Origin of the sequence: Burkholderia contaminans (assembly GCF_029633825.1) — a bacterium.
Lineage (GTDB): Bacteria > Pseudomonadota > Gammaproteobacteria > Burkholderiales > Burkholderiaceae > Burkholderia > Burkholderia contaminans.
In genome coordinates this window covers 3,217,706-3,235,410 of sequence record NZ_CP090641.1, presented here as the reverse complement: position 1 = coordinate 3,235,410, position 17,705 = coordinate 3,217,706, and the positions used below count along the sequence as shown (strand labels likewise).

Here is a 17,705-nt window from a genome sequence, read left to right as displayed (position 1 = left end):
GCCGGCTCCATCGCGGCCGCCGCAAAGCCCCTCGAAAAAGCAGCCGATCGCCGAATGCTTTAGGGTAGCGGCTGTTTCGTTGGACATGCCCGGCCAGCCGGGCGACTGGATGAAGCCCCTCACTTCCCGCCTGCGGCGCCTGTTCGCGCCGATCGGCCTGCACTGGTATCTCGCTCTCCTCCTCGCGCTCGATGCGCTCATGGTGCTGCGCCCCGTCGTCGAGCATGCGAAGCTCGGCGTGCATCACGCGTGGCTCGCCGATGCGCTGAATCTCGTCGACAACGCCGGGCTCGTCGTGTTGCCGCAAGTGGTCGTCGCGGCCGGCCTCGCGACGATGGCCATCGGCATCGTGCTGCGCGCCCGCGTCGCGTGGGTGCTGTCGATCCTGCTGCTGGTCGCGGCCGCCGCGATCAGCGTGCTCGGCGGTTACCGCAGCCACGCGGTGTTCGTCTACACGGCCGTGCTGGCCGTCGCGCTGCTGTACTACTGGCGGCACTTCGACCGCGCGAGCGTCGCGGCGAGCAGCCTGTTCGCGTTGCTGAGCATCGTGTCGCTGCTGATCTACGCGACCTTCGGCGTGCTGTATCTCGGCGACGAATTCACGCCGCCCGTCCACGATCTCGCCACGGCCGTCTATTTCTCGATCGTGTCGATGTCGACGGTGGGCTACGGCGACATCGTCCCGCACGCGCCGACCGCGCGCCTGTTCACCGCATCGGTGATCGTGCTCGGCATCACGGTGTTCGCGACGTCGATCAGCGCGGTCGTCGGCCCCGTGATCGGCGGCAATCTGAAACGGATCGTCAAGGGAGGCATTTCGAACGTGATCCGCAAGCATCATTACCTGATCGTCGGCGCGACACCCGTCGCGCATGCGGTGCACGACGGGCTGCGCAAGCGCGGCTACGCGGTGACCGTCGTCGTGCCGGCCGGCGTCGAGCACAACTATCCCGCAACGACCGACCTGATCGTCGGCGATGCGACCGACCACGCGGTACTGGAAAGCGCCGGCGCGGCGACCGCGCGTGCGGTGCTCGCACTGCGCGCCGACGATGCCGAGAACGCGTTCATCATCCTCGCGATCCGCGAGATCGCACCGACGGTGCGCACGGTCGCGCTCGTGAACCACCAGCGCAACCTCGAACGGCTGCGCCTGCTGAAGCCCGACATGGTGTTCTCGCCGCAGCAACTCGCCGGCGAACTGCTGGCCAGCACGCTCAACGACGAACCCGTCGACAAGTCGCTGATCTCGCACCTGCTGTTCGGCACGGCCGACGCCGCCTGAATGCCTGAATGCCTGAATGCCTGAACGCATGAGCGCATGACGCTGTGCTCCGGATTGGCCGGCACGCGCCCGGTACAATCGCGCGATGTCCGAATTGCTCACTTACGGCGGCTTGTTCGCCGTGTCGATGGTCGCCGCGACCCTGTTCCCGCTGCAGTCCGAAGCCGTGCTTGCCGGCCTGCTGCTCGCCGGGCGCGAACCCGTGTGGGCGCTGGTGTTCGTCGCGAGCATCGGCAACGTCGCGGGCTCGGTGATCAACTGGGCGCTCGGGCGCGGCGTCGAGCACTTCCGCGAACGCCGCTGGTTTCCGGTCAAGCCCGCCGCGCTCGCGCGCGCCGAGCGCTGGTATGCGCGCTACGGCCGCTGGTCGCTGCTGCTGAGCTGGGCGCCCGTGATCGGCGATCCGCTGACGATGATCGCCGGCGTGCTGCGCGAGCCGCTGCCGTCGTTCCTCGCGATCGTCACGGTCGCGAAGGTCGCGCGGTATCTCGTGATCGCGTGGCTCGTGACGCACTGACACGCGCTTCTCGTCGCCCACCCGCGCGACGGCCGCACCGGCCGCCACCGTCATCGACGACGCGCCGCTAAAGATTTCGCCGAAGTTGCCGTATTAACCGGACGACTAGCGGTGACGCGTGCGTTCCGCCCCCCCTCTCCCTCCCCACTCAGGATGTTCCATGAGATTGACCCAACTGGGCCGGGTGAGCGTCGGCGCGCGTCTTGCGGCGCTGGCGTGCGCACTCGTCGCCGTACTGTTTACCGTTTTCGCGTGGACGCTCGCTCATTTCGCCGGCCAGCAGCTGGCTGAAGAAGCACACATGCGGATCGTCGACAAGGAACAGTCGATCCGCGCGATGGTCGACCTGTTCGACAAGGCGCTGACGGCCGAAGCCAACCGCTCGATGTCGCTGTTCGCGAGCTTCCTCCCGCCTGATTTCTCGCTCGACCCGGCGCGCACCGTCGACATCGGCGGCGTCGCCGCGCCGACCCTGCTCGCGGGCGGCCAGCCGCTCGACCTCGATTATTCGATTCCCGACCAGTTCCTGAAGAAAAGCGGCGCGATCGCGACGATCTTCGCGCGCGACGGCGACGATTTCGTGCGCATCACGACGTCGCTGAAGAAGCAGGACGGCGCGCGTGCCGTCGGCACCAGGCTCGACCGTGCCGGGCCCGCGTACGCACCGCTCGTCGCCGGGCGCAGCTACACGGGCCTCGCGAAGCTGTTCGGCCGGTCGTACATCACGCAGTACAAGCCGGTGACCGATGCGACCGGCCGCGTGATCGGCGCGCTGTTCGTCGGCCTCGACATCGGCGCCGAACTCAAGCTCGTCGAGGACGGCATCCGCGCGCTGAAGATCGGCGACAACGGCTACTACTTCGTGCTCGATGCGTCGCAGGGCCCGTCGCGCGGCACCTTCGTCGTGCATCCGGATGCCGACGGCCGGCCTGCCGACGACACGCGTGCGCCTTATGCGCAGATGCTCGCGGCCGGCCAGGGGCGGCTCGCGTACACGTCGACCGACCCGGCCGCGCACGATGGCGGCCCGACCGCGAAATTCGTGTCGTTCACGACGATTCCGCAGTGGCAGTGGCTCGTCGGCGGCATCGCGCTCGACGACGAACTGCTCGCCACCATGCGCGCCACCCGCAACCGCTTCCTGATGATCGGCGCCGTGCTCGTCGCGGCGTTCGCGACGCTGTTCGTCATCGTGGTACGCCGCGTCGTGAGCCGGCCGCTCGATGCGGCGGCACGGGCCTCCGAGCGCTATGCGGCGGGCGATCTCAGCGTGCGCATCCGTGACGGCGCGGCCACGCGCGGCCATGCGGGCGACGACGAGATCGGCCGGCTCGTGCAGGCGGTCGACGGGATCGGCGACGGCCTCGCGCGGATCGTCGCGCAGGTGCGCAACAGCTCCGCCGACATCGCGCGCGGCACGGTCGACATTGCAGCCGGCAGCAGCGACATCGCCGCGCGAATCGCGACGCAGGCGAGCAGCGTCGAACAGACGGCCGCCAGCATGGAACAGATCACCGCCGCCGTGCAGCAGAGTGCCGAGCACGCGGCGCAAGCCAATGCGCTGGTCGCGGATGCGTCGGCCGCCGCGACGAACGGCGACGCCGCGGTGCAGCGCGTGGTCACGACGATGGACGACATCGGTCGCGCGACGCGCCGGATCGCCGAGATCACGGGCGCGATCGAAGGCATCGCGTTCCAGACCAACATCCTGGCGCTGAACGCGGCCGTCGAGGCCGCGCGCGCGGGCGAACACGGCAAGGGCTTCGCGGTGGTCGCGGCCGAAGTGCGCGCACTTGCACAGCGCAGCGCGGCCGCGGTCAAGGAGATCGACACGCTGAGCGCCGAATCGTCGACGACCGTCGAACAGGGCTACCGGATCGCGGAGGCCGCACGCGGCACGATGCGCGACATCGTCGCGCGCGTCGACCAGGTCCGCACGCTGATCGGCGAGATCAGCGCCGCGTCGCGCGAACAGTCGACCGGCATCGAGCAGGTCAACCTGGCCGTCACACAGATTGGCGACGCGACGCAGCAGAACGCGATGCTGATTTCGGATGCTGAACGCGCGGCCGTCGCGCTGCGCGATCAGGCCGCGCACCTGTCGGACGCGGTCAGCGTGTTCCGGCTCGAACGGAGTGCATGACGGAGAACGGATGGCCGGCCCAGGCCGGCCCATCGCCTACTTCTTGTCGTCGCCCGCCAGATCGATCGCCTTGTCCGATCCCACCGCGTTGCGCAGCTGGAACTTCTGAATCTTGCCGGTCGACGTCTTCGGCAGCTCGCCGAACCGCACGGCCTTCGGCACCTTGAAGCCCGCGAGCAGCGCCTTGCAATGCGCGACGATCTCCGCCTCGGTCACGTTCGCGCCTTCGCGCAGCTCGACGAACGCGCACGGCACCTCGCCCCATTTCGGGTCAGGCATCGCGACGACGGCCGCGACCGCCACCGCCGGATGCCGGTACAGCGCATCCTCGACCTCGATGCTCGAGATGTTCTCGCCGCCCGAGATGATGATGTCCTTCTTGCGATCCTTGATCCGGATATAGCCGTCCGGCATCAGCACAGCGAGATCGCCGGTATGGAACCAGCCGCCGTGGAACGCCTCATCGGTCGCCTTCGGGTTCTTCAGGTAGCCCTTCATGCAGATGTTGCCGCGGAACATGATCTCGCCGAGCGTCTCGCCGTCGGCCGGCACCGGCGCCATCGTGTCGGGATCGAGCACCGTCGCGCCCGCTTCGAGGTGATAGCGCACGCCCTGGCGCGCATTGAGCCGCGCGCGCTCCTCGTCGCTCAGTTCCTCCCAGTGCGACTGCTTCGCGCACACGGTCGCCGGGCCGTAGACCTCGGTCAACCCGTACACGTGCAGCAGGTCGAAGCCGATCTCCTTCATCTTCGCGATCACGGCCGGCGCGGGCGCCGCGCCCGCGACCATCGCGTGCACCGTGTGGCCGATGCCCTCGCGGAACTCGGCCGGCGCGTTCGCGATCGCGCTCTGCACGATCGGCGCGCCGCAATAGTGCGTGATGCGCTCGCGGCGGATCAGGTCGAACACCGTCTTCGCATCGAACTTGCGCAGGCAGACGTTCACGCCCGCGCGCGCCGCGACGGCCCATGGAAAACACCAGCCGTTGCAATGGAACATCGGCAGCGTCCACAGGTAGACGGCGTGCTTCGGCATGTCCCATTCGAGGAGGTTGCTGATCGCCGCGAGATACGCGCCGCGATGGTGGTAGACGACGCCCTTCGGGTCGCCGGTCGTGCCGGACGTGTAGTTCAGCGCGATCGCATCCCATTCGTCGGCGGGCGGCGTCCATGCGTAGTCGGCGTCGCCGCTCGCGACGAGCGCCTCGTAGTCGGTCGCGCCCGCGAAGCGCGCGGGATCGGCCGGCATCGCATCGGCCACGCTGACGATCTTCAGGCCCGGCACCTCGAGCGCCGCGCGATGCGCGAACTCCGCGTACTCGGTGTCGACGATCAGCACCTTCGCCTCGCCATGACGCAGCATGAACAGCACCGAGGACACGTCGAGCCGCGTATTGATCGTGTTCAGCACCGCGCCGGCCATCGGCACGCCGAAGTGCGCCTCGACCATTGCCGGAATGTTCGGCAGCATTGCCGCGACCGTGTCGCCACGTTCGACGCCGAGCCGCGCGAGCGCGCTCGCCAGTTGCTTCGCGCGCGTGTAGGTCTCGCCCCAGGTGCGCCGCACGTCGCCGTGCACGATCGCGAGGCGCTCGCCGTAGACTTCGGCCGTCCTGACCAGGAAGTCGATCGGGGTGAGCGGCACGTAATTCGCGTCGCGGCGGCCAAGTCCGGCCTCGAACATCTGCGTCATGATCCTGTCTCCCGTGTCCTGTCGACCGGGGCGCATCCACCCCGGATCGTTTTGATGTGGTTCAATTGCCGACAGCCTAACGGGCGCTATTGTGAGCCGTCTGTCATCGAAACGACAGAGTGCCTTTCATGCGCTGCGTGTTATCCCTATCCTCGCAAACCCGCACCCATGCACGACCCTCTCGTTGCCCCGCCCGACGCGCCCGCCGCCCCTGCCGACGCCCTGCCCGAACCGGGCCCGCTGCCGGCGCTGGCCACGCTGTTCGGCCAGTGCGCGTGGTTCCGCACGCTCGCGCCCGAGCACCAGGCGCTCGTGCTCGCGCAGTCGCGCGTCGAGCAGTGCGAGGCCGGCGACGTGATCGCCCATCGGCTCGCGCCGTCCGAATACTGGATCGGCGTGCACCGCGGGCTGCTGAAGCTCGCGATCTTCAACGCGTCGGGGCGCGGCTGCACGTTCTCCGGCGTGCCGTCGGGCGGCTGGTTCGGCGAAGGCAGCGTGATCAAGCGCGAGCTGCGCAAGTACGAGGTCGTCGCGATCCAGCGCTCGACCGTGCTGTTCGTGCCGGTCGACACGTTCCACGCGCTGCTCGACACGAGCCTGCCATTTACGCGCTTCGTGATCCACCAGTTGAACAACCGGATGGGCGAGTTCATCGCGTCGATCCAGAACAGCCGGCTGCTCGACGTCGATGCACGCGTCGCGCAGGCGCTCGCGCAGCTCTTCAATCCCGACCTGTACCCGGACACCGGCCCGTCGCTGTCGATCTCGCAGGAGGAACTGGGGATGCTCGTCGGCGTATCGCGACAGCGCATCAACCAGGCGCTGCAGCAGCTCGAGAAGCTCGGCGCGTTGCGGCTCGCGTACAACCAGATCGACGTCGTCGATCTCGGTGCGCTCGCGCGCGTCGGGATGGAGCAGATCTGAGCGCGAGACGATGAACGGAATCGCCGCCGACGCAGCGCGCCCATCCGGTATCGCGGCCGTTTTCCGGCCATCGCGCCGCGCTGCATTTCCTCTGCTGAATCGGCCATCGGCCGCTCCGCCTCCACCTGACAATTCCGCCAGTTTCGCGACAGTAACCCGTTCCACGCCGACGCCTATCATTCGGGTTCCATTTACCCACGCCTGATCACCGCCTGTCCCGCCGCCTCCATGTGGATCGTCAATCTCGCGCTCAAGCGCCCCTACACGTTCATCGTGATGGCCATCATGATCGTGCTGGCCACCCCGCTTGCGCTGATGCGCACGCCGGTCGACGTGCTGCCCGCGATCAACATTCCCGTGATCAGCGTCATCTGGAATTACAGCGGCTTCTCCGCGACCGAGATGACGAACCGCATCACGTCCGTGCATGAGCGGATCCTGACGACGACCGTCAACAACATCCAGCACGTCGAATCGACGTCGTTGCCCGGCATCGCGGTCGTGAAGGTGTTCCTGCAGCCGGGCGCGAACGTGCAGACGGCGATCGCGCAGACCGTGTCGTCCGCGCAGGCGATCGTGCGGCAGATGCCGCAAGGCGCGACGCCGCCGCTCGTGATCACCTATTCGGCGTCGAGCATCCCGGTGATCCAGCTCGGGCTCTCGAGCAAGACGCTCAGCGAACAGTCGCTCGCCGACATCGCGCTCAACTTCCTGCGCCCGCAACTGATCACGGTGCCGGGCGTGCAGATCCCGTTCCCGTACGGCGGCCGCACGCGCGTGGTCGCGATCGACCTCGACCCGCAGGCGCTGCAGGCGAAGGGGCTTACGCCCGCCGACATCGTCAACGCGGTCAACGCGCAGAACCTCGTGCTGCCGACCGGCACCGCGAAGATGGGCCAGACCGAATACCGGATCGACACGAATGCGTCGGCCGATACCGTTGCAGACATCAGCAACCTGCCGGTCCAGACGATCAACGGTGCGACGACCTACCTGCGCGAGGTGGCGGCGGTACGCGACGGCTTCGCGCCGCAGACCAACGTCGTGCGCCAGAACGGCCAGCGCGGCGTGCTCATCTCGATCCTGAAAAGCGGCGACGCGTCGACGCTCAAGGTCGTGTCGGACCTGAAGGCGCTGCTGCCGAAGGTGATCCCGACGCTGCCCGAAGGGCTCACGATCACGCCGCTGTTCGACCAGTCGGTGTTCGTCAACGCGGCCGTCCAGGGCGTGATCCACGAGGCGCTGATCGCCGCCGTGCTGACCGCGATGATGATCCTGCTGTTCCTCGGGAACTGGCGCAGCACGCTGATCATCGCGATCTCGATTCCGCTGTCGATCTTCACGTCGCTGATCGCGCTGTCCGCGCTCGGCGAGACCATCAACATCATGACGCTCGGCGGCCTCGCGCTCGCGGTCGGGATCCTGGTGGACGATGCAACGGTGACGATCGAGAACATCGAGCGGCACCTGCATCTCGGTACGAACCTGCACGACGCGATCCTCGAAGGCGCCGGCGAGATCGCGGTGCCCGCGTTCGTGTCGACGCTGTGCATCTGTATCGTGTTCGTGCCGATGTTCTTCCTGACGGGCGTCGCGCGCTTCCTGTTCGTGCCGCTCGCGGAAGCCGTCGTGTTCGCGATGCTCGCGTCGTACGTGCTGTCGCGCACGCTGGTGCCGACGCTCGCGATGCTGCTGTTCCGCCCGCAGCAGGCGAGCACCGGCCCCGGCCGGGCGACGTCGCGCTTCGCGCGCATCCATCACGCGTTCAACGCGGCGTTCGAGCGGCTGCGTGCGTGGTACATCGTGCTGCTCAGCATCCTGCTGGTGCGCCGCCGCTTCTACGCGATGTGCTTCCTCGGCTTCTGCGTGCTGTCGACGGGCCTCGTGTTCGTGCTCGGCCGCGACTTCTTCCCGAATGCGGATTCCGGCAACATCCGGCTGCACATGCGCGCGCCGACCGGCTACCGGATCGAGGAAACCGCGCGCCTCGCCGACCAGGTCGAGCGCGTGATCCGCGAAACCGTGCCGCCCGACGAACTCGGCGCGATCGTCGACAACCTCGGCCTGCCGGTGAGCGGCATCAACCTGTCGTACAGCAACGCCGGCACGATCGGCACGCTCGACGGCGAGCTGCTGATCGCGCTGAAGCCCGGCCACCGCGCGACCCAGCACTACGTGCAGGCGCTGCGCAACGTGCTGCCCGGGCGCTTCCCGGGCGTCGAGTTCTTCTTCCAGCCGTCGGACATCATCACGCAGATCCTCAACTTCGGCCAACCGGCCGCGATCGACCTGCAGGTGCTCGGCAACGATCTCGCGAGTAACATGACTATCGCGAGCAGCCTGATGAAAAAGATCAGGCAAATCCCCGGCGCCGTTGACGTGCACGTGCTTCAACGCAACGACGAACCGACCCTGCTGGCCGACATGGACCGTACGCGCATGCAGCAGCTCAACCTCTCCGCGCAGAACGTCGCACAGAACATGCTGATCTCGCTGTCCGGCAGTTCCCAGACCACGCCGTCGTTCTGGATCAACCCGCGCACGGGCGTCCAGTACCCGCTGCAGATCCAGACCCCGCAATACAACATCTCGTCGGTCGACGACCTGCTCGGCACGCCGATCTCGGCGAGCGGCCGCACGGGCATGCCGCTGCAACTGCTCGGCAACCTCGTGCAGGTGCGCAGCACCGCGAACCCGGCGGTAATCACGCACTACAACATCCGCCCGGCGATCGACGTGTACGTGAGCGTCGAGGGCCGCGACCTCGGCGCGGTGGCCGGCGAGATCGACCGCATCGTGTCCGATGCGCGCGCGACGCTGCCGCGCGGCACCGAGCTGACGATGCGCGGCCAGATCGAGACGATGCGCACGTCGTATATCGGCCTCGGCGCGGGCGTCGCGATGGCGATCGTGCTGGTCTACCTGCTGATCGTCGTCAATTTCCAGTCGTGGCTCGACCCGCTGATCATCATCAGCGCGATGCCGGCCGCGCTCGCCGGCATCGTCTGGATGCTGTTCATCACCGGCACGCACCTGAGCGTGCCCGCGCTAACGGGCGCGATCATGACGGTGGGCGTCGCGACCGCGAACAGCATCCTGGTCGTGTCGTTCGCGCGCCAGCGCCTCGCGGACGGCGCGCCGCCGCTCACGGCCGCGCTGGAAGCCGGCGCGACGCGGATCCGGCCGGTGCTGATGACGGCGCTCGCGATGATCATCGGGATGGTGCCGATGGCGCTCGGTCTCGGCGAAGGCGCCGAGCAGAATGCACCGCTCGGCCGCGCGGTGATCGGCGGGCTGCTGTTCGCGACCGTGTCGACCCTGCTGTTCGTGCCGCTCGTGTTCGGCGGCGTGCATGCGCGGCTGGCCCGCCGGCGTGCGCGCCCGGCCGGCCACTGACTTTCGTCCCACTACCCGGTTGATTTGGTTGAATTCATGGAAGAGAAACATCACAGCGCAGTCGGCATCCAGGTGGACGAACACGGCATGCACCTGCCGGCACGGTCGTCGGTATCGCGACGCGGGAAAATCGTCCTGATCGTGATCGGCGTGCTGCTGGCCGCCGGCGCCGCGCGCACGGTCGTCGTCAACGTGCTGAACCACAACCGGCTCGACGCGGTCGCCGAACAGAACACGCGCCAGTACGTGACCATCGCGCATCCGGTCGATGCCGCCACCGGCGGCAAGCTGACGCTGCCCGGCACGCTGCGAGGCTTCGTCGAGGCGCCGATCTACGCCCGCGCGAGCGGCTACGTGTTGCGCTGGCAGGCCGACATCGGCGCGCACGTGAAGCAGGGCCAGACGCTTGCCGAACTCGACACGCCCGAGTTGAACCAGGAACTCGCGCAGGCCACCGCACAGCGTCAGCAGGCGCAAGCCGCGCTCGCGCTTGCGAAGACGTCGTTCGACCGCGCGCAGCAGTTGCGCCAGCGCGATGCCGTCTCGCAGCAGGAACTCGACGACAGGCAAGGCGCGTTCAACCAGGGCACCGCGAACCTCGCCGCGGCCGATGCGAACATGCGCCGCCTCACCGAGCTGAAAGGCTTCCAGCGGATCGCCGCGCCGATCGACGGGATCGTCACGCAGCGCAACGTCGATGTGGGCGATCTCGTCAGCTCCGGCAACGCGGGCCGCTCGCTGTTCACGGTCGTGCAGGCGGACCGGCTGCGCCTCTACGTGCAGGTGCCGCAGGCGTATGCGCAGCAGGTGAAGGTCGGCCAGCACGTGAGCGTCGCGCAGGCCGAGTTGCCGGGCCGGACCTTCGACGGGACGGTCACGCGCACGTCCGAGGCGATCGACGTCGCGACGCGCTCGCTGCAGATCGAGATCACGCTGCCGAACCCGGACGGCCGGCTGCTGCCCGGCTCGTACGTGCAGGCGACACTGCCGATGACGCCGGTCGGCCGCCTGCAGGTGCCGGCCAATACGTTGCTGTTCCGCGCCGAAGGCCCGACGGTCGCCACCGTCGATGCGAATGGCCAGGTGCGCCTGAAGCAGGTGACGGTCGTGCGCACGATCGGGCAGACGCTCGAAGTCGACGGCCCGCTCACGCCGAACGACCGCCTCGTCACGAACCCGAGCGACGCGCTCGCGAACGGCGACCCGGTGATCGTCACGGCGCCGGCCGCGCAGCCGGCCTCCGGTGCCGCGGAGGCGAAGTCGTGATCGCGAAGCGCGTCCGCCGGCGGCCCGCCGCCGTCTCCATCACGTCGGTTGCGCTCGCCGCCGCGCTCGCCGGCTGCACGGTCGGCCCCGATTACAAGCGGCCCGACGTCGACACGCCGGCCACGTGGCGGCTCGATCCGGCGGATTCCTACTGGCATCCGGCCGCGCCGGCCCGTGCACCGCTCGACCCGGCGTGGTGGACCGCGTTCGGCGATCCGCAGCTCGATGCGCTGGAGGCCGACGCACTGCGCAACAACCAGAACCTGAGAGCCGTCGCCGCGCGCTACGACCAGGCGAAGGCGACGCTCGCGTCGGTCGCCTCGGCGCAGTATCCGGCCGTCGGCCTGAACGCGAGCGGCCAGCGCTTCAAGATCTCCGCCGACCGGCCGCAGACCAACTACGCGACGAAAAGCGCGTCGACCGTGCAGAACGAGATCCAGGTCGGCGCGGCCGTCAGTTACGAACTCGACCTGTTCGGCCGCGTGCGGCGCAGCGTCGAATCGGCGCAGGCGACCACCGAGCAGGCCGGCGACGATTTCGCGAACGCGCGCCTGGTGCTGACCGCGAATCTCGCGTCGAGCTATTTCGCGCTGCGCGAATTCGACACCGAGATCGATGTCGTCAAGCGCTCGATCGACCTGCAGCAGAAAGCGCTCGACTACGTGAGCGCGCGCCACGACCTCGGCGCGGTGTCGGGCCTCGACCTGCTGCAGCAGCGCGCACAGCTCGACGCGACGCGCACGCAGGCGCAGTTGCTGCTGCAGCAGCGCGTGCAGGTCGAAACCGCGATCGCGACGCTGGTCGGCACGCCGGCCCCGCCTTCTCGATCGCACCGCGCGTCGTGCCGATCAACGCGCCGGCGCTGCCGACCGGCCTGCCGAGCGACGTGCTGCAGCGGCGCCCCGACGTCGCGTCGGCCGAGCGCGCGATGGCCGCCGCGAATGCGCAGATCGGCGTCGCGCGCGCCGCGTATTTCCCGCGCATCACGCTGTCGCCCGATATCGGCTGGGACGCGACGCGCTTCGCCGGCCTGTTCACCGTGCCGGCGCTGCTGTGGTCGGTCGGCGGGTCGCTCAGCCAGCCGCTGTTCGAAGGCGGCAAGCTGAAAGCCGGCGTCGATTTCGCGCAGGCCGGCTATGTCGCCGCGCAGGCCAGCTACCGGCAGACCGTACTCACCGCGTTCCAGGAGGTGCAGAATGCGGTCACTGGGCTGTCGGTGCTCGCCGACGCCGCGCAGCAGGCCGCCGCGGCCGTCGACGATGCGCGCAAGCTCGTGTCGCTCGCGCAGGATCGCTACGCGGGCGGCCTGACGCCGTTCATCGACGTGCTGACGGCCCAACAGCAGTTGCTGACGAGCGAGCGGCAGGCCGTGCAGATCCAGGGCCAGCGCGCGGCGCTCGTCGTGTTTCTCGCGAAGGCGCTGGGCGGCGGCTGGGATGGCCATGCCGCGGGCGGCCCCGCACCGGCCGAGGTCGCCACGGCCGCGCCGGCGGCGGCCGCGGCGCACCCGAGCCCTTAACCGGATTACCCGGACAACGGATTCGAACATGAAAGTCCTGATCGTCGAAGACGAACCGAAAGTCGTTGAATACCTGAAGAGCGGCCTGACCGAGGAAGGCTGGGTCGTCGACACCGCGCTCGACGGCGAGGACGGCGCGTGGAAAGCCGTCGAATTCGACTACGACGTGGTCGTGCTCGACGTGATGCTGCCGAAGCTGGACGGCTTCGGCGTGCTGCGTGCATTGCGCGCGCAGAAGCAGACGCCCGTCATCATGCTGACCGCGCGCGACCGCGTCGACGACCGCGTGCGCGGGCTGCGCGGCGGCGCCGACGACTACCTCACCAAGCCGTTCTCGTTCCTCGAGCTGATCGAGCGGCTGCGCGCGCTGACGCGCCGCGCACGCGTGCAGGAATCGACGCTGATCTCGATCGGCGACCTGCGCGTCGACCTGATCGGCCGCCGCGCGACGCGCGACGGCACGCGGCTCGACCTGACCGCGCAGGAATTCCAGCTGCTCGGCGTGCTCGCGCGCCGCAGCGGCGAGGTGCTGTCGAAGACGACCATCGCCGAGCTCGTGTGGGACGTGAACTTCGACAGCAACGCGAACGTCGTCGAGACGGCGATCAAGCGCCTGCGCGCGAAACTCGACGGCCCGTTCACGGACAAGCTGCTGCACACGATCCGCGGCATGGGCTACGTGCTCGAGGCGCGCGAGGACGGCGACACCGAGAGGTCCGCATGAAACGCTCGATCGTCCTGCGGCTGTCGGCGATGTTCGGCATCGTGTCGCTGCTCGTGTTCACGCTGGTGGGCTGCGGGCTGTTCGTGATCATGGAGCGCCAGCTGTTCGCCGAGCTGCGCGCGACGCTCGACACGCGCACCAAGGTGGCAGAGATGATCGTGTCGCATGCGACCACGTCCATGCGCGGTCGTCTCATGCAGGAAAAGCTCGCCGACCTCGAACCGCCCGACGGCTCGACGCACTACCAGGTCGACAGCCCGAATCCGGATTTCCGCTTCGGCACGCCCGTCGACGGCGTGCCCGTCGGCGCACCGCTCGGCGCGTTCCAGCGCTACGCGCTGAACCACAGCACCTACGACGTGATGACGAAGACCGTCACGGTGGCCGGTAACGGCGAGCGGCCGGCGTTGAAGCTGATCGTCGCCAGCTCGTGCGAGCGCACGCAGCGGATGCTGCGCCGCTTCGGCTGGACGCTCGCCGGGCTGATCACGATCGCCACGATCATCACGCTGCTGCTGAGCCGCGCGGTGGCCCGCTTCGGGCTCGCGCCGCTCGACCGGCTGTCGCAGGACGCCTCGGCGATCAGCCTCGCGAACCGCCGCCAGCGGCTGCAGACCGACGCGCTGCCGCCCGAGCTGCGCGACCTCGCCACGTCGTTCAACGGTGCGCTCGACCGCATCCAGCAAACCTACGCGCGGCTCGAGGCGTTCAACGCGGACGTCGCGCACGAGCTGCGCACGCCGATCAGCATCCTGATCGGCCAGACCCAGGTCGCGCTGACCAGCCGCGACCGCACGGTCGAGCGGATGGAGCGGACGCTGCAGTCGAACCTCGAGGAATTCGAGCGGCTGCGCGTGATCATCAACGACATGCTGTTCCTGTCGCGCAGCGACCGCGGCGAACGCGCGACCGACCTGAAGGACGTGTCGCTCGCCGACGAAGTGCGGCGCATGCTCGACTTCCTCGAAATCCCGCTGGACGAAGCGCAGTTGCGCGCCGAGCTGCACGGCGATGCGCGCGCGGCCGTCGATCCGTCGCTGTTCCGCCGCGCGATGACGAACCTGCTGATCAACGCGATCCAGCATTCGGCGCCCGGCGCGACGGTGAACGTGACGATCACGCGCCGCGACACGCTCGTCGACATGGCGGTGTCGAACCCCGGCGAGCCGATCGACCCGGTGCAGCGCTCGCACGTGTTCGAGCGTTTCTACCGGCTCGAGGAAGCGCGCGCGAACAGCAAGGAGAACCACGGGCTCGGGCTGTCGATCGTCAAGGCCGTGGCCGAGATGCACGGCGGCAGCGTATTCGTCGCGTGTTCGGGCGGCGTCAACACGTTCGGGTTCTCGGTATCGACCCAAGCCCGCGCAGGCGTCCCGCTGCGCCCGGCCGACGCGCGCGATGCGCGGCCGGCCCACGCGCCGCGCGCGCTGCACTGACGGCTGCCGCGCCAGTCGCCGTCCAGCCGCTCTTCCGATCGGCGCTTGCCTGCCGCGAACGCGGCCCGGGACTGGTTACGCACGCGGCTTGCCGCCCTGCTCGCGCCACGCCCGCGGCGACATCGCAAACCGCTCCCGAAACACGCGACTGAAATGCGACATGTCGTTGAATCCCCAGCGCAACGCGATGTCGGACACGCGCAGCACCGCGCATTGCGGATTCGCAAGATCCTGCGCGCACCGTTCGAGCCGCAGGTTCAATACGTAACGCATCAGCGACGTGTTTTCGGCCTCGAACAGCTTGTTGATGTACCGCGACGACATCCCGATCGACCGCTCGATCATCATCGGGCTCAGATCCGGATCGTGCAGGTGCTCGAGCAGATGCCGTTTGACACGCGTCAGCGTCAACGCCTTCATCCTCGATTGCGCGAGGTCGTTGCGCTGCATGCCCCCGAGGGTCATCGCGATCAGCGAGATCGCGGTATCCGACAACTGCCGCATCTCTTCCTCGGTCACACTGCGGATCTGCGACGACATCTGCTCGAGAAACGCACGCATGACGCTGCCGACGCCCTCCCCGGTTTGCGTCGGGCAGGCCGTGCGGTGTTCCATCCCGATGACGAGCTGGTTCAGGGTCGCGCGGGGAATGCTGACGACGATCTCGCGCCACGACTGGCCGAACTGCAGGTGGTGAGGCCGGGTCGCATCGTAGATCGCAAAATCCCCGGGGCGCAGCGTGACGATCTTGCCGTCCTGCTCGACCGATTGGCTGCCCTCGAGCATCAATACGCCGAAATACTTGTCCTCATACTCGCTCCGCGCCTGGCGATAGCGCCGAATCACAGCCTGCTCGCTTGCGTAGATTTCCGAGATTCGCATCTTTTCGCATTTGCGCTGCCGCACCTGGCCGAAGAAATCGGCTTTCTGCACGGCCGCGATCTGCACGTCCGCGAACAAACGCAGAATCGTCTCGCGCCAAAACTCGATACGCTGGCTGACCGAGCCGTCGGTCGCCACCTCAATCGCCGAATTCGTCCATTCGTCCGGCGGGCTGCCGGACGCCGGGCCGGGCGCGTCGCCGCTTGCCGCGCGCGGGAAAGGACGCATCGTCATGATCGTGCCCCACATGGGTTAGCCAACACGCAGCCGGTAGCGTGCCCGTTCAAAAGCGCATTGTCCAATCGGCAACCGTGCAAGCCGCGTTGCCGGTCGGACCGACATGCGGCGCGGCGATGCGCTGCCGCGCCGGGCATGTCATGCGAATGCCGTCTGACGCCAGTCGGAAGACTGTTCATACGCATAGGCGCAGCGGTAGATCGTCGCCTCGTCGAAGCGGCGCCCGACCAGTTGCAGCCCGATGGGCAGATCGTCGGCTACCCCGCACGGCAGCGACATGGCCGGATGCCCGGACACGTCGAACGGCGCCGTATTCGCGAGCATCTCGAACGCCCGCGTCAGCGATTCGGACGTCGTACAGCCGGCCTTCGGCAGTACCGACGCGCGCATCGGTACGGTCGGCATCAGCAATACGTCATACGACTGCAGCGCCGCGTCGTAAGCCGATCGCAGGCGTCGCGCGAGGTTCTGGCACTTCGCGTAGTAGCGCCCGCGATACCGGCTCGTGAAATATTCGCCGAGCAGCATCGTCACCTTCACGGTATCCGGCAGTTCGTCGGCGCGCTCGCGCCAGCCCGCGTGATGATCGATCATGCCGGTCACGTACAGGCCGCCCCAGTTGAAACCGTGGCTGTTGCCCTTCATCATCTGCTGCGTCGCACCCTCGGCCGCAATCGGCAGCCAGATAGCGGTGCCGGCCGCATGCAGCGGCACCGACACTTCGTCGACGCTCGCGCCCAGCTTGCGCAACCGGAGCGCGGCGACCCGCACCGCCTCGTCGACCACTTTCTCCGAATTCGCGAGCCCGAACGCCTCGCGCAGAATGCCGATCCGCAGGCCCGAGATGCCGTCGCGGATCGCGCCGAGATAATCGGCGCGCGGCGGCAACATCCGTTGGCGCGGATCGAGCCCGTCGTCGCCCGCGATGACGTCGAGCAGCAGCGCGTTGTCGAGCACGGTGCTCGTCATCGGCCCGAGATGATCGACGGTCGCCTCGATCGGCATCGCGCCGGTGTACGGCACGAGCCCGTGCGTCGGCTTCATCCCGTAGATGCCGCAATAGGCGGACGGGATTCTCACCGAGCCGCCCTGGTCACCGCCGAGCGCCATGTCGACCTCGCCGCTCGCGACCAGCGCGCCACTGCCGGACGACGAGCCGCCGGACGAGTGTCCAGCCTTGCGCGGATTGTGCACCGGCCCCGACGCGCTCGTGTGCGAGCCGCCGGAAAAACAGTAGTACTCGCAGGTCGCCTTGCCGGCGATCGTCGCGCCGGCGTCGAGCACCCGCGTGACGACGGTCGCATCGACATCGGGCACGTAGCCCTCGAACGTGCTCGCGCCATTGCGCATCGGCACGCCGGCGACGCAGATGTTGTCTTTCACGGCCACCGTCTTGCCGCGCAGCTTGCCGTCGGCGGCGCCGTGGATCGTAATCTTCTGCGCCCATGCGCCGTAACGGTTCTCGTCGCCTTCCGGGCGGTAGCCGGGCGTGCGCGGATACGCGACGACGGGCAGATGGTCGGGCAGCGCGTCGATCACGTCGTACGCGTCGAAGTTGGCCTGCAGCGCATCGTCGTATTCGGCGAGTTGGCGGGAATCGACATGAAAGCCGAAGCCGGCTGCGATGTCGGACAGTTGTTCGCGGGTCGGGCGTCTGATGGCCATCGACATTCTCCAGTTTGGT

At 68.2% G+C, this 17,705-nt stretch carries 11 protein-coding genes and 1 pseudogene; 9 read left to right on the top strand and 3 right to left on the bottom strand.

Annotation, left to right across the window (positions count from 1 at the left end; genetic code table 11):
- Window positions 1–109 precede the first annotated feature (109 nt).
- From kch to LXE91_RS32095, 3 genes are all read left to right on the top strand, one after another.
- The gene (kch, locus tag LXE91_RS32105; protein ID WP_039357331.1) at window positions 110–1,285 is read left to right on the top strand and encodes a voltage-gated potassium channel protein; all 1,176 of its coding nucleotides are present in this window, start codon (window positions 110–112) and stop codon (window positions 1,283–1,285) included.
- Window positions 1,286–1,370: 85 nt separating this feature from the next.
- Window positions 1,371–1,802: a YqaA family protein gene (locus LXE91_RS32100; protein WP_039356692.1), complete on the top strand. Its 432-nt coding sequence runs from the start codon at window positions 1,371–1,373 to the stop codon at window positions 1,800–1,802.
- A gap of 160 nt (window positions 1,803–1,962) precedes the next feature.
- On the top strand, window positions 1,963–3,945 hold the full coding sequence (locus LXE91_RS32095; RefSeq protein WP_039356694.1) for a methyl-accepting chemotaxis protein: 1,983 nt from the start codon (window positions 1,963–1,965) through the stop codon (window positions 3,943–3,945).
- 36 nt (window positions 3,946–3,981) lie between these two features.
- Here the strand turns inward: LXE91_RS32095 and LXE91_RS32090 are convergent, their stop codons facing one another.
- Window positions 3,982–5,637: an acyl-CoA synthetase gene (locus LXE91_RS32090; protein WP_039356697.1), complete on the bottom strand. Its 1,656-nt coding sequence runs from the start codon at window positions 5,635–5,637 to the stop codon at window positions 3,982–3,984.
- 168 nt (window positions 5,638–5,805) lie between these two features.
- Here LXE91_RS32090 and LXE91_RS32085 point away from each other — a divergent pair, with 168 nt between their 5' ends.
- The 6 genes and pseudogenes from LXE91_RS32085 (at window position 5,806) to LXE91_RS32060 (ending at window position 14,902) form a co-directional block, all read left to right on the top strand.
- Complete coding sequence (locus LXE91_RS32085) at window positions 5,806–6,561, top strand: Crp/Fnr family transcriptional regulator (RefSeq protein WP_039356700.1); 756 nt, start codon at window positions 5,806–5,808, stop codon at window positions 6,559–6,561.
- A 228-nt stretch (window positions 6,562–6,789) separates the two neighbouring features.
- Window positions 6,790–9,957: an efflux RND transporter permease subunit gene (locus tag LXE91_RS32080; RefSeq protein ID WP_039356702.1), complete on the top strand. Its 3,168-nt coding sequence runs from the start codon at window positions 6,790–6,792 to the stop codon at window positions 9,955–9,957.
- 36 nt (window positions 9,958–9,993) lie between these two features.
- Window positions 9,994–11,223: an efflux RND transporter periplasmic adaptor subunit gene (locus LXE91_RS32075; protein WP_039356705.1), complete on the top strand. Its 1,230-nt coding sequence runs from the start codon at window positions 9,994–9,996 to the stop codon at window positions 11,221–11,223.
- Window positions 11,220–12,742, top strand: a pseudogene (locus LXE91_RS32070) (efflux transporter outer membrane subunit). The gene LXE91_RS32075 and the pseudogene LXE91_RS32070 overlap by 4 nt, the downstream one beginning before the upstream one ends.
- A gap of 28 nt (window positions 12,743–12,770) precedes the next feature.
- Complete coding sequence (locus LXE91_RS32065) at window positions 12,771–13,466, top strand: heavy metal response regulator transcription factor (protein ID WP_039356712.1); 696 nt, start codon at window positions 12,771–12,773, stop codon at window positions 13,464–13,466.
- Window positions 13,463–14,902 carry a heavy metal sensor histidine kinase gene (locus LXE91_RS32060; RefSeq protein ID WP_278068149.1) on the top strand — a complete coding sequence of 480 codons (1,440 nt, stop codon included), beginning with the start codon at window positions 13,463–13,465 and terminating at the stop codon, window positions 14,900–14,902. The genes LXE91_RS32065 and LXE91_RS32060 overlap by 4 nt, the downstream gene beginning before the upstream one ends.
- Window positions 14,903–14,977: 75 nt before the next feature.
- Here the strand turns inward: LXE91_RS32060 and LXE91_RS32055 are convergent, their stop codons facing one another.
- Together LXE91_RS32055 and LXE91_RS32050 are read right to left on the bottom strand one after the other, a co-directional pair.
- Window positions 14,978–16,018 (bottom strand): helix-turn-helix domain-containing protein, encoded by a 1,041-nt coding sequence (locus tag LXE91_RS32055; RefSeq protein ID WP_039357334.1) that lies wholly within the window; start codon window positions 16,016–16,018, stop codon window positions 14,978–14,980.
- Between the two features lie 141 nt (window positions 16,019–16,159).
- Window positions 16,160–17,686 (bottom strand): amidase, encoded by a 1,527-nt coding sequence (locus LXE91_RS32050; protein ID WP_039356718.1) that lies wholly within the window; start codon window positions 17,684–17,686, stop codon window positions 16,160–16,162.
- Window positions 17,687–17,705: the final 19 nt, after the last annotated feature.

Coding starts and splice junctions, on each gene's coding strand:
- LXE91_RS32075 (WP_039356705.1), top strand. CDS start 9,994: ATGGAAGAGAAACATCACAGCGCAGTCGGCATCCAGGTGGACGAACAC.
- LXE91_RS32085 (WP_039356700.1), top strand. CDS start 5,806: ATGCACGACCCTCTCGTTGCCCCGCCCGACGCGCCCGCCGCCCCTGCC.
- kch (WP_039357331.1), top strand. CDS start 110: ATGAAGCCCCTCACTTCCCGCCTGCGGCGCCTGTTCGCGCCGATCGGC.
- LXE91_RS32050 (WP_039356718.1), bottom strand. CDS start 17,686: ATGGCCATCAGACGCCCGACCCGCGAACAACTGTCCGACATCGCAGCC.
- LXE91_RS32090 (WP_039356697.1), bottom strand. CDS start 5,637: ATGACGCAGATGTTCGAGGCCGGACTTGGCCGCCGCGACGCGAATTAC.
- LXE91_RS32080 (WP_039356702.1), top strand. CDS start 6,790: ATGTGGATCGTCAATCTCGCGCTCAAGCGCCCCTACACGTTCATCGTG.
- LXE91_RS32055 (WP_039357334.1), bottom strand. CDS start 16,018: ATGACGATGCGTCCTTTCCCGCGCGCGGCAAGCGGCGACGCGCCCGGC.
- LXE91_RS32100 (WP_039356692.1), top strand. CDS start 1,371: ATGTCCGAATTGCTCACTTACGGCGGCTTGTTCGCCGTGTCGATGGTC.
- LXE91_RS32065 (WP_039356712.1), top strand. CDS start 12,771: ATGAAAGTCCTGATCGTCGAAGACGAACCGAAAGTCGTTGAATACCTG.
- LXE91_RS32060 (WP_278068149.1), top strand. CDS start 13,463: ATGAAACGCTCGATCGTCCTGCGGCTGTCGGCGATGTTCGGCATCGTG.
- LXE91_RS32095 (WP_039356694.1), top strand. CDS start 1,963: ATGAGATTGACCCAACTGGGCCGGGTGAGCGTCGGCGCGCGTCTTGCG.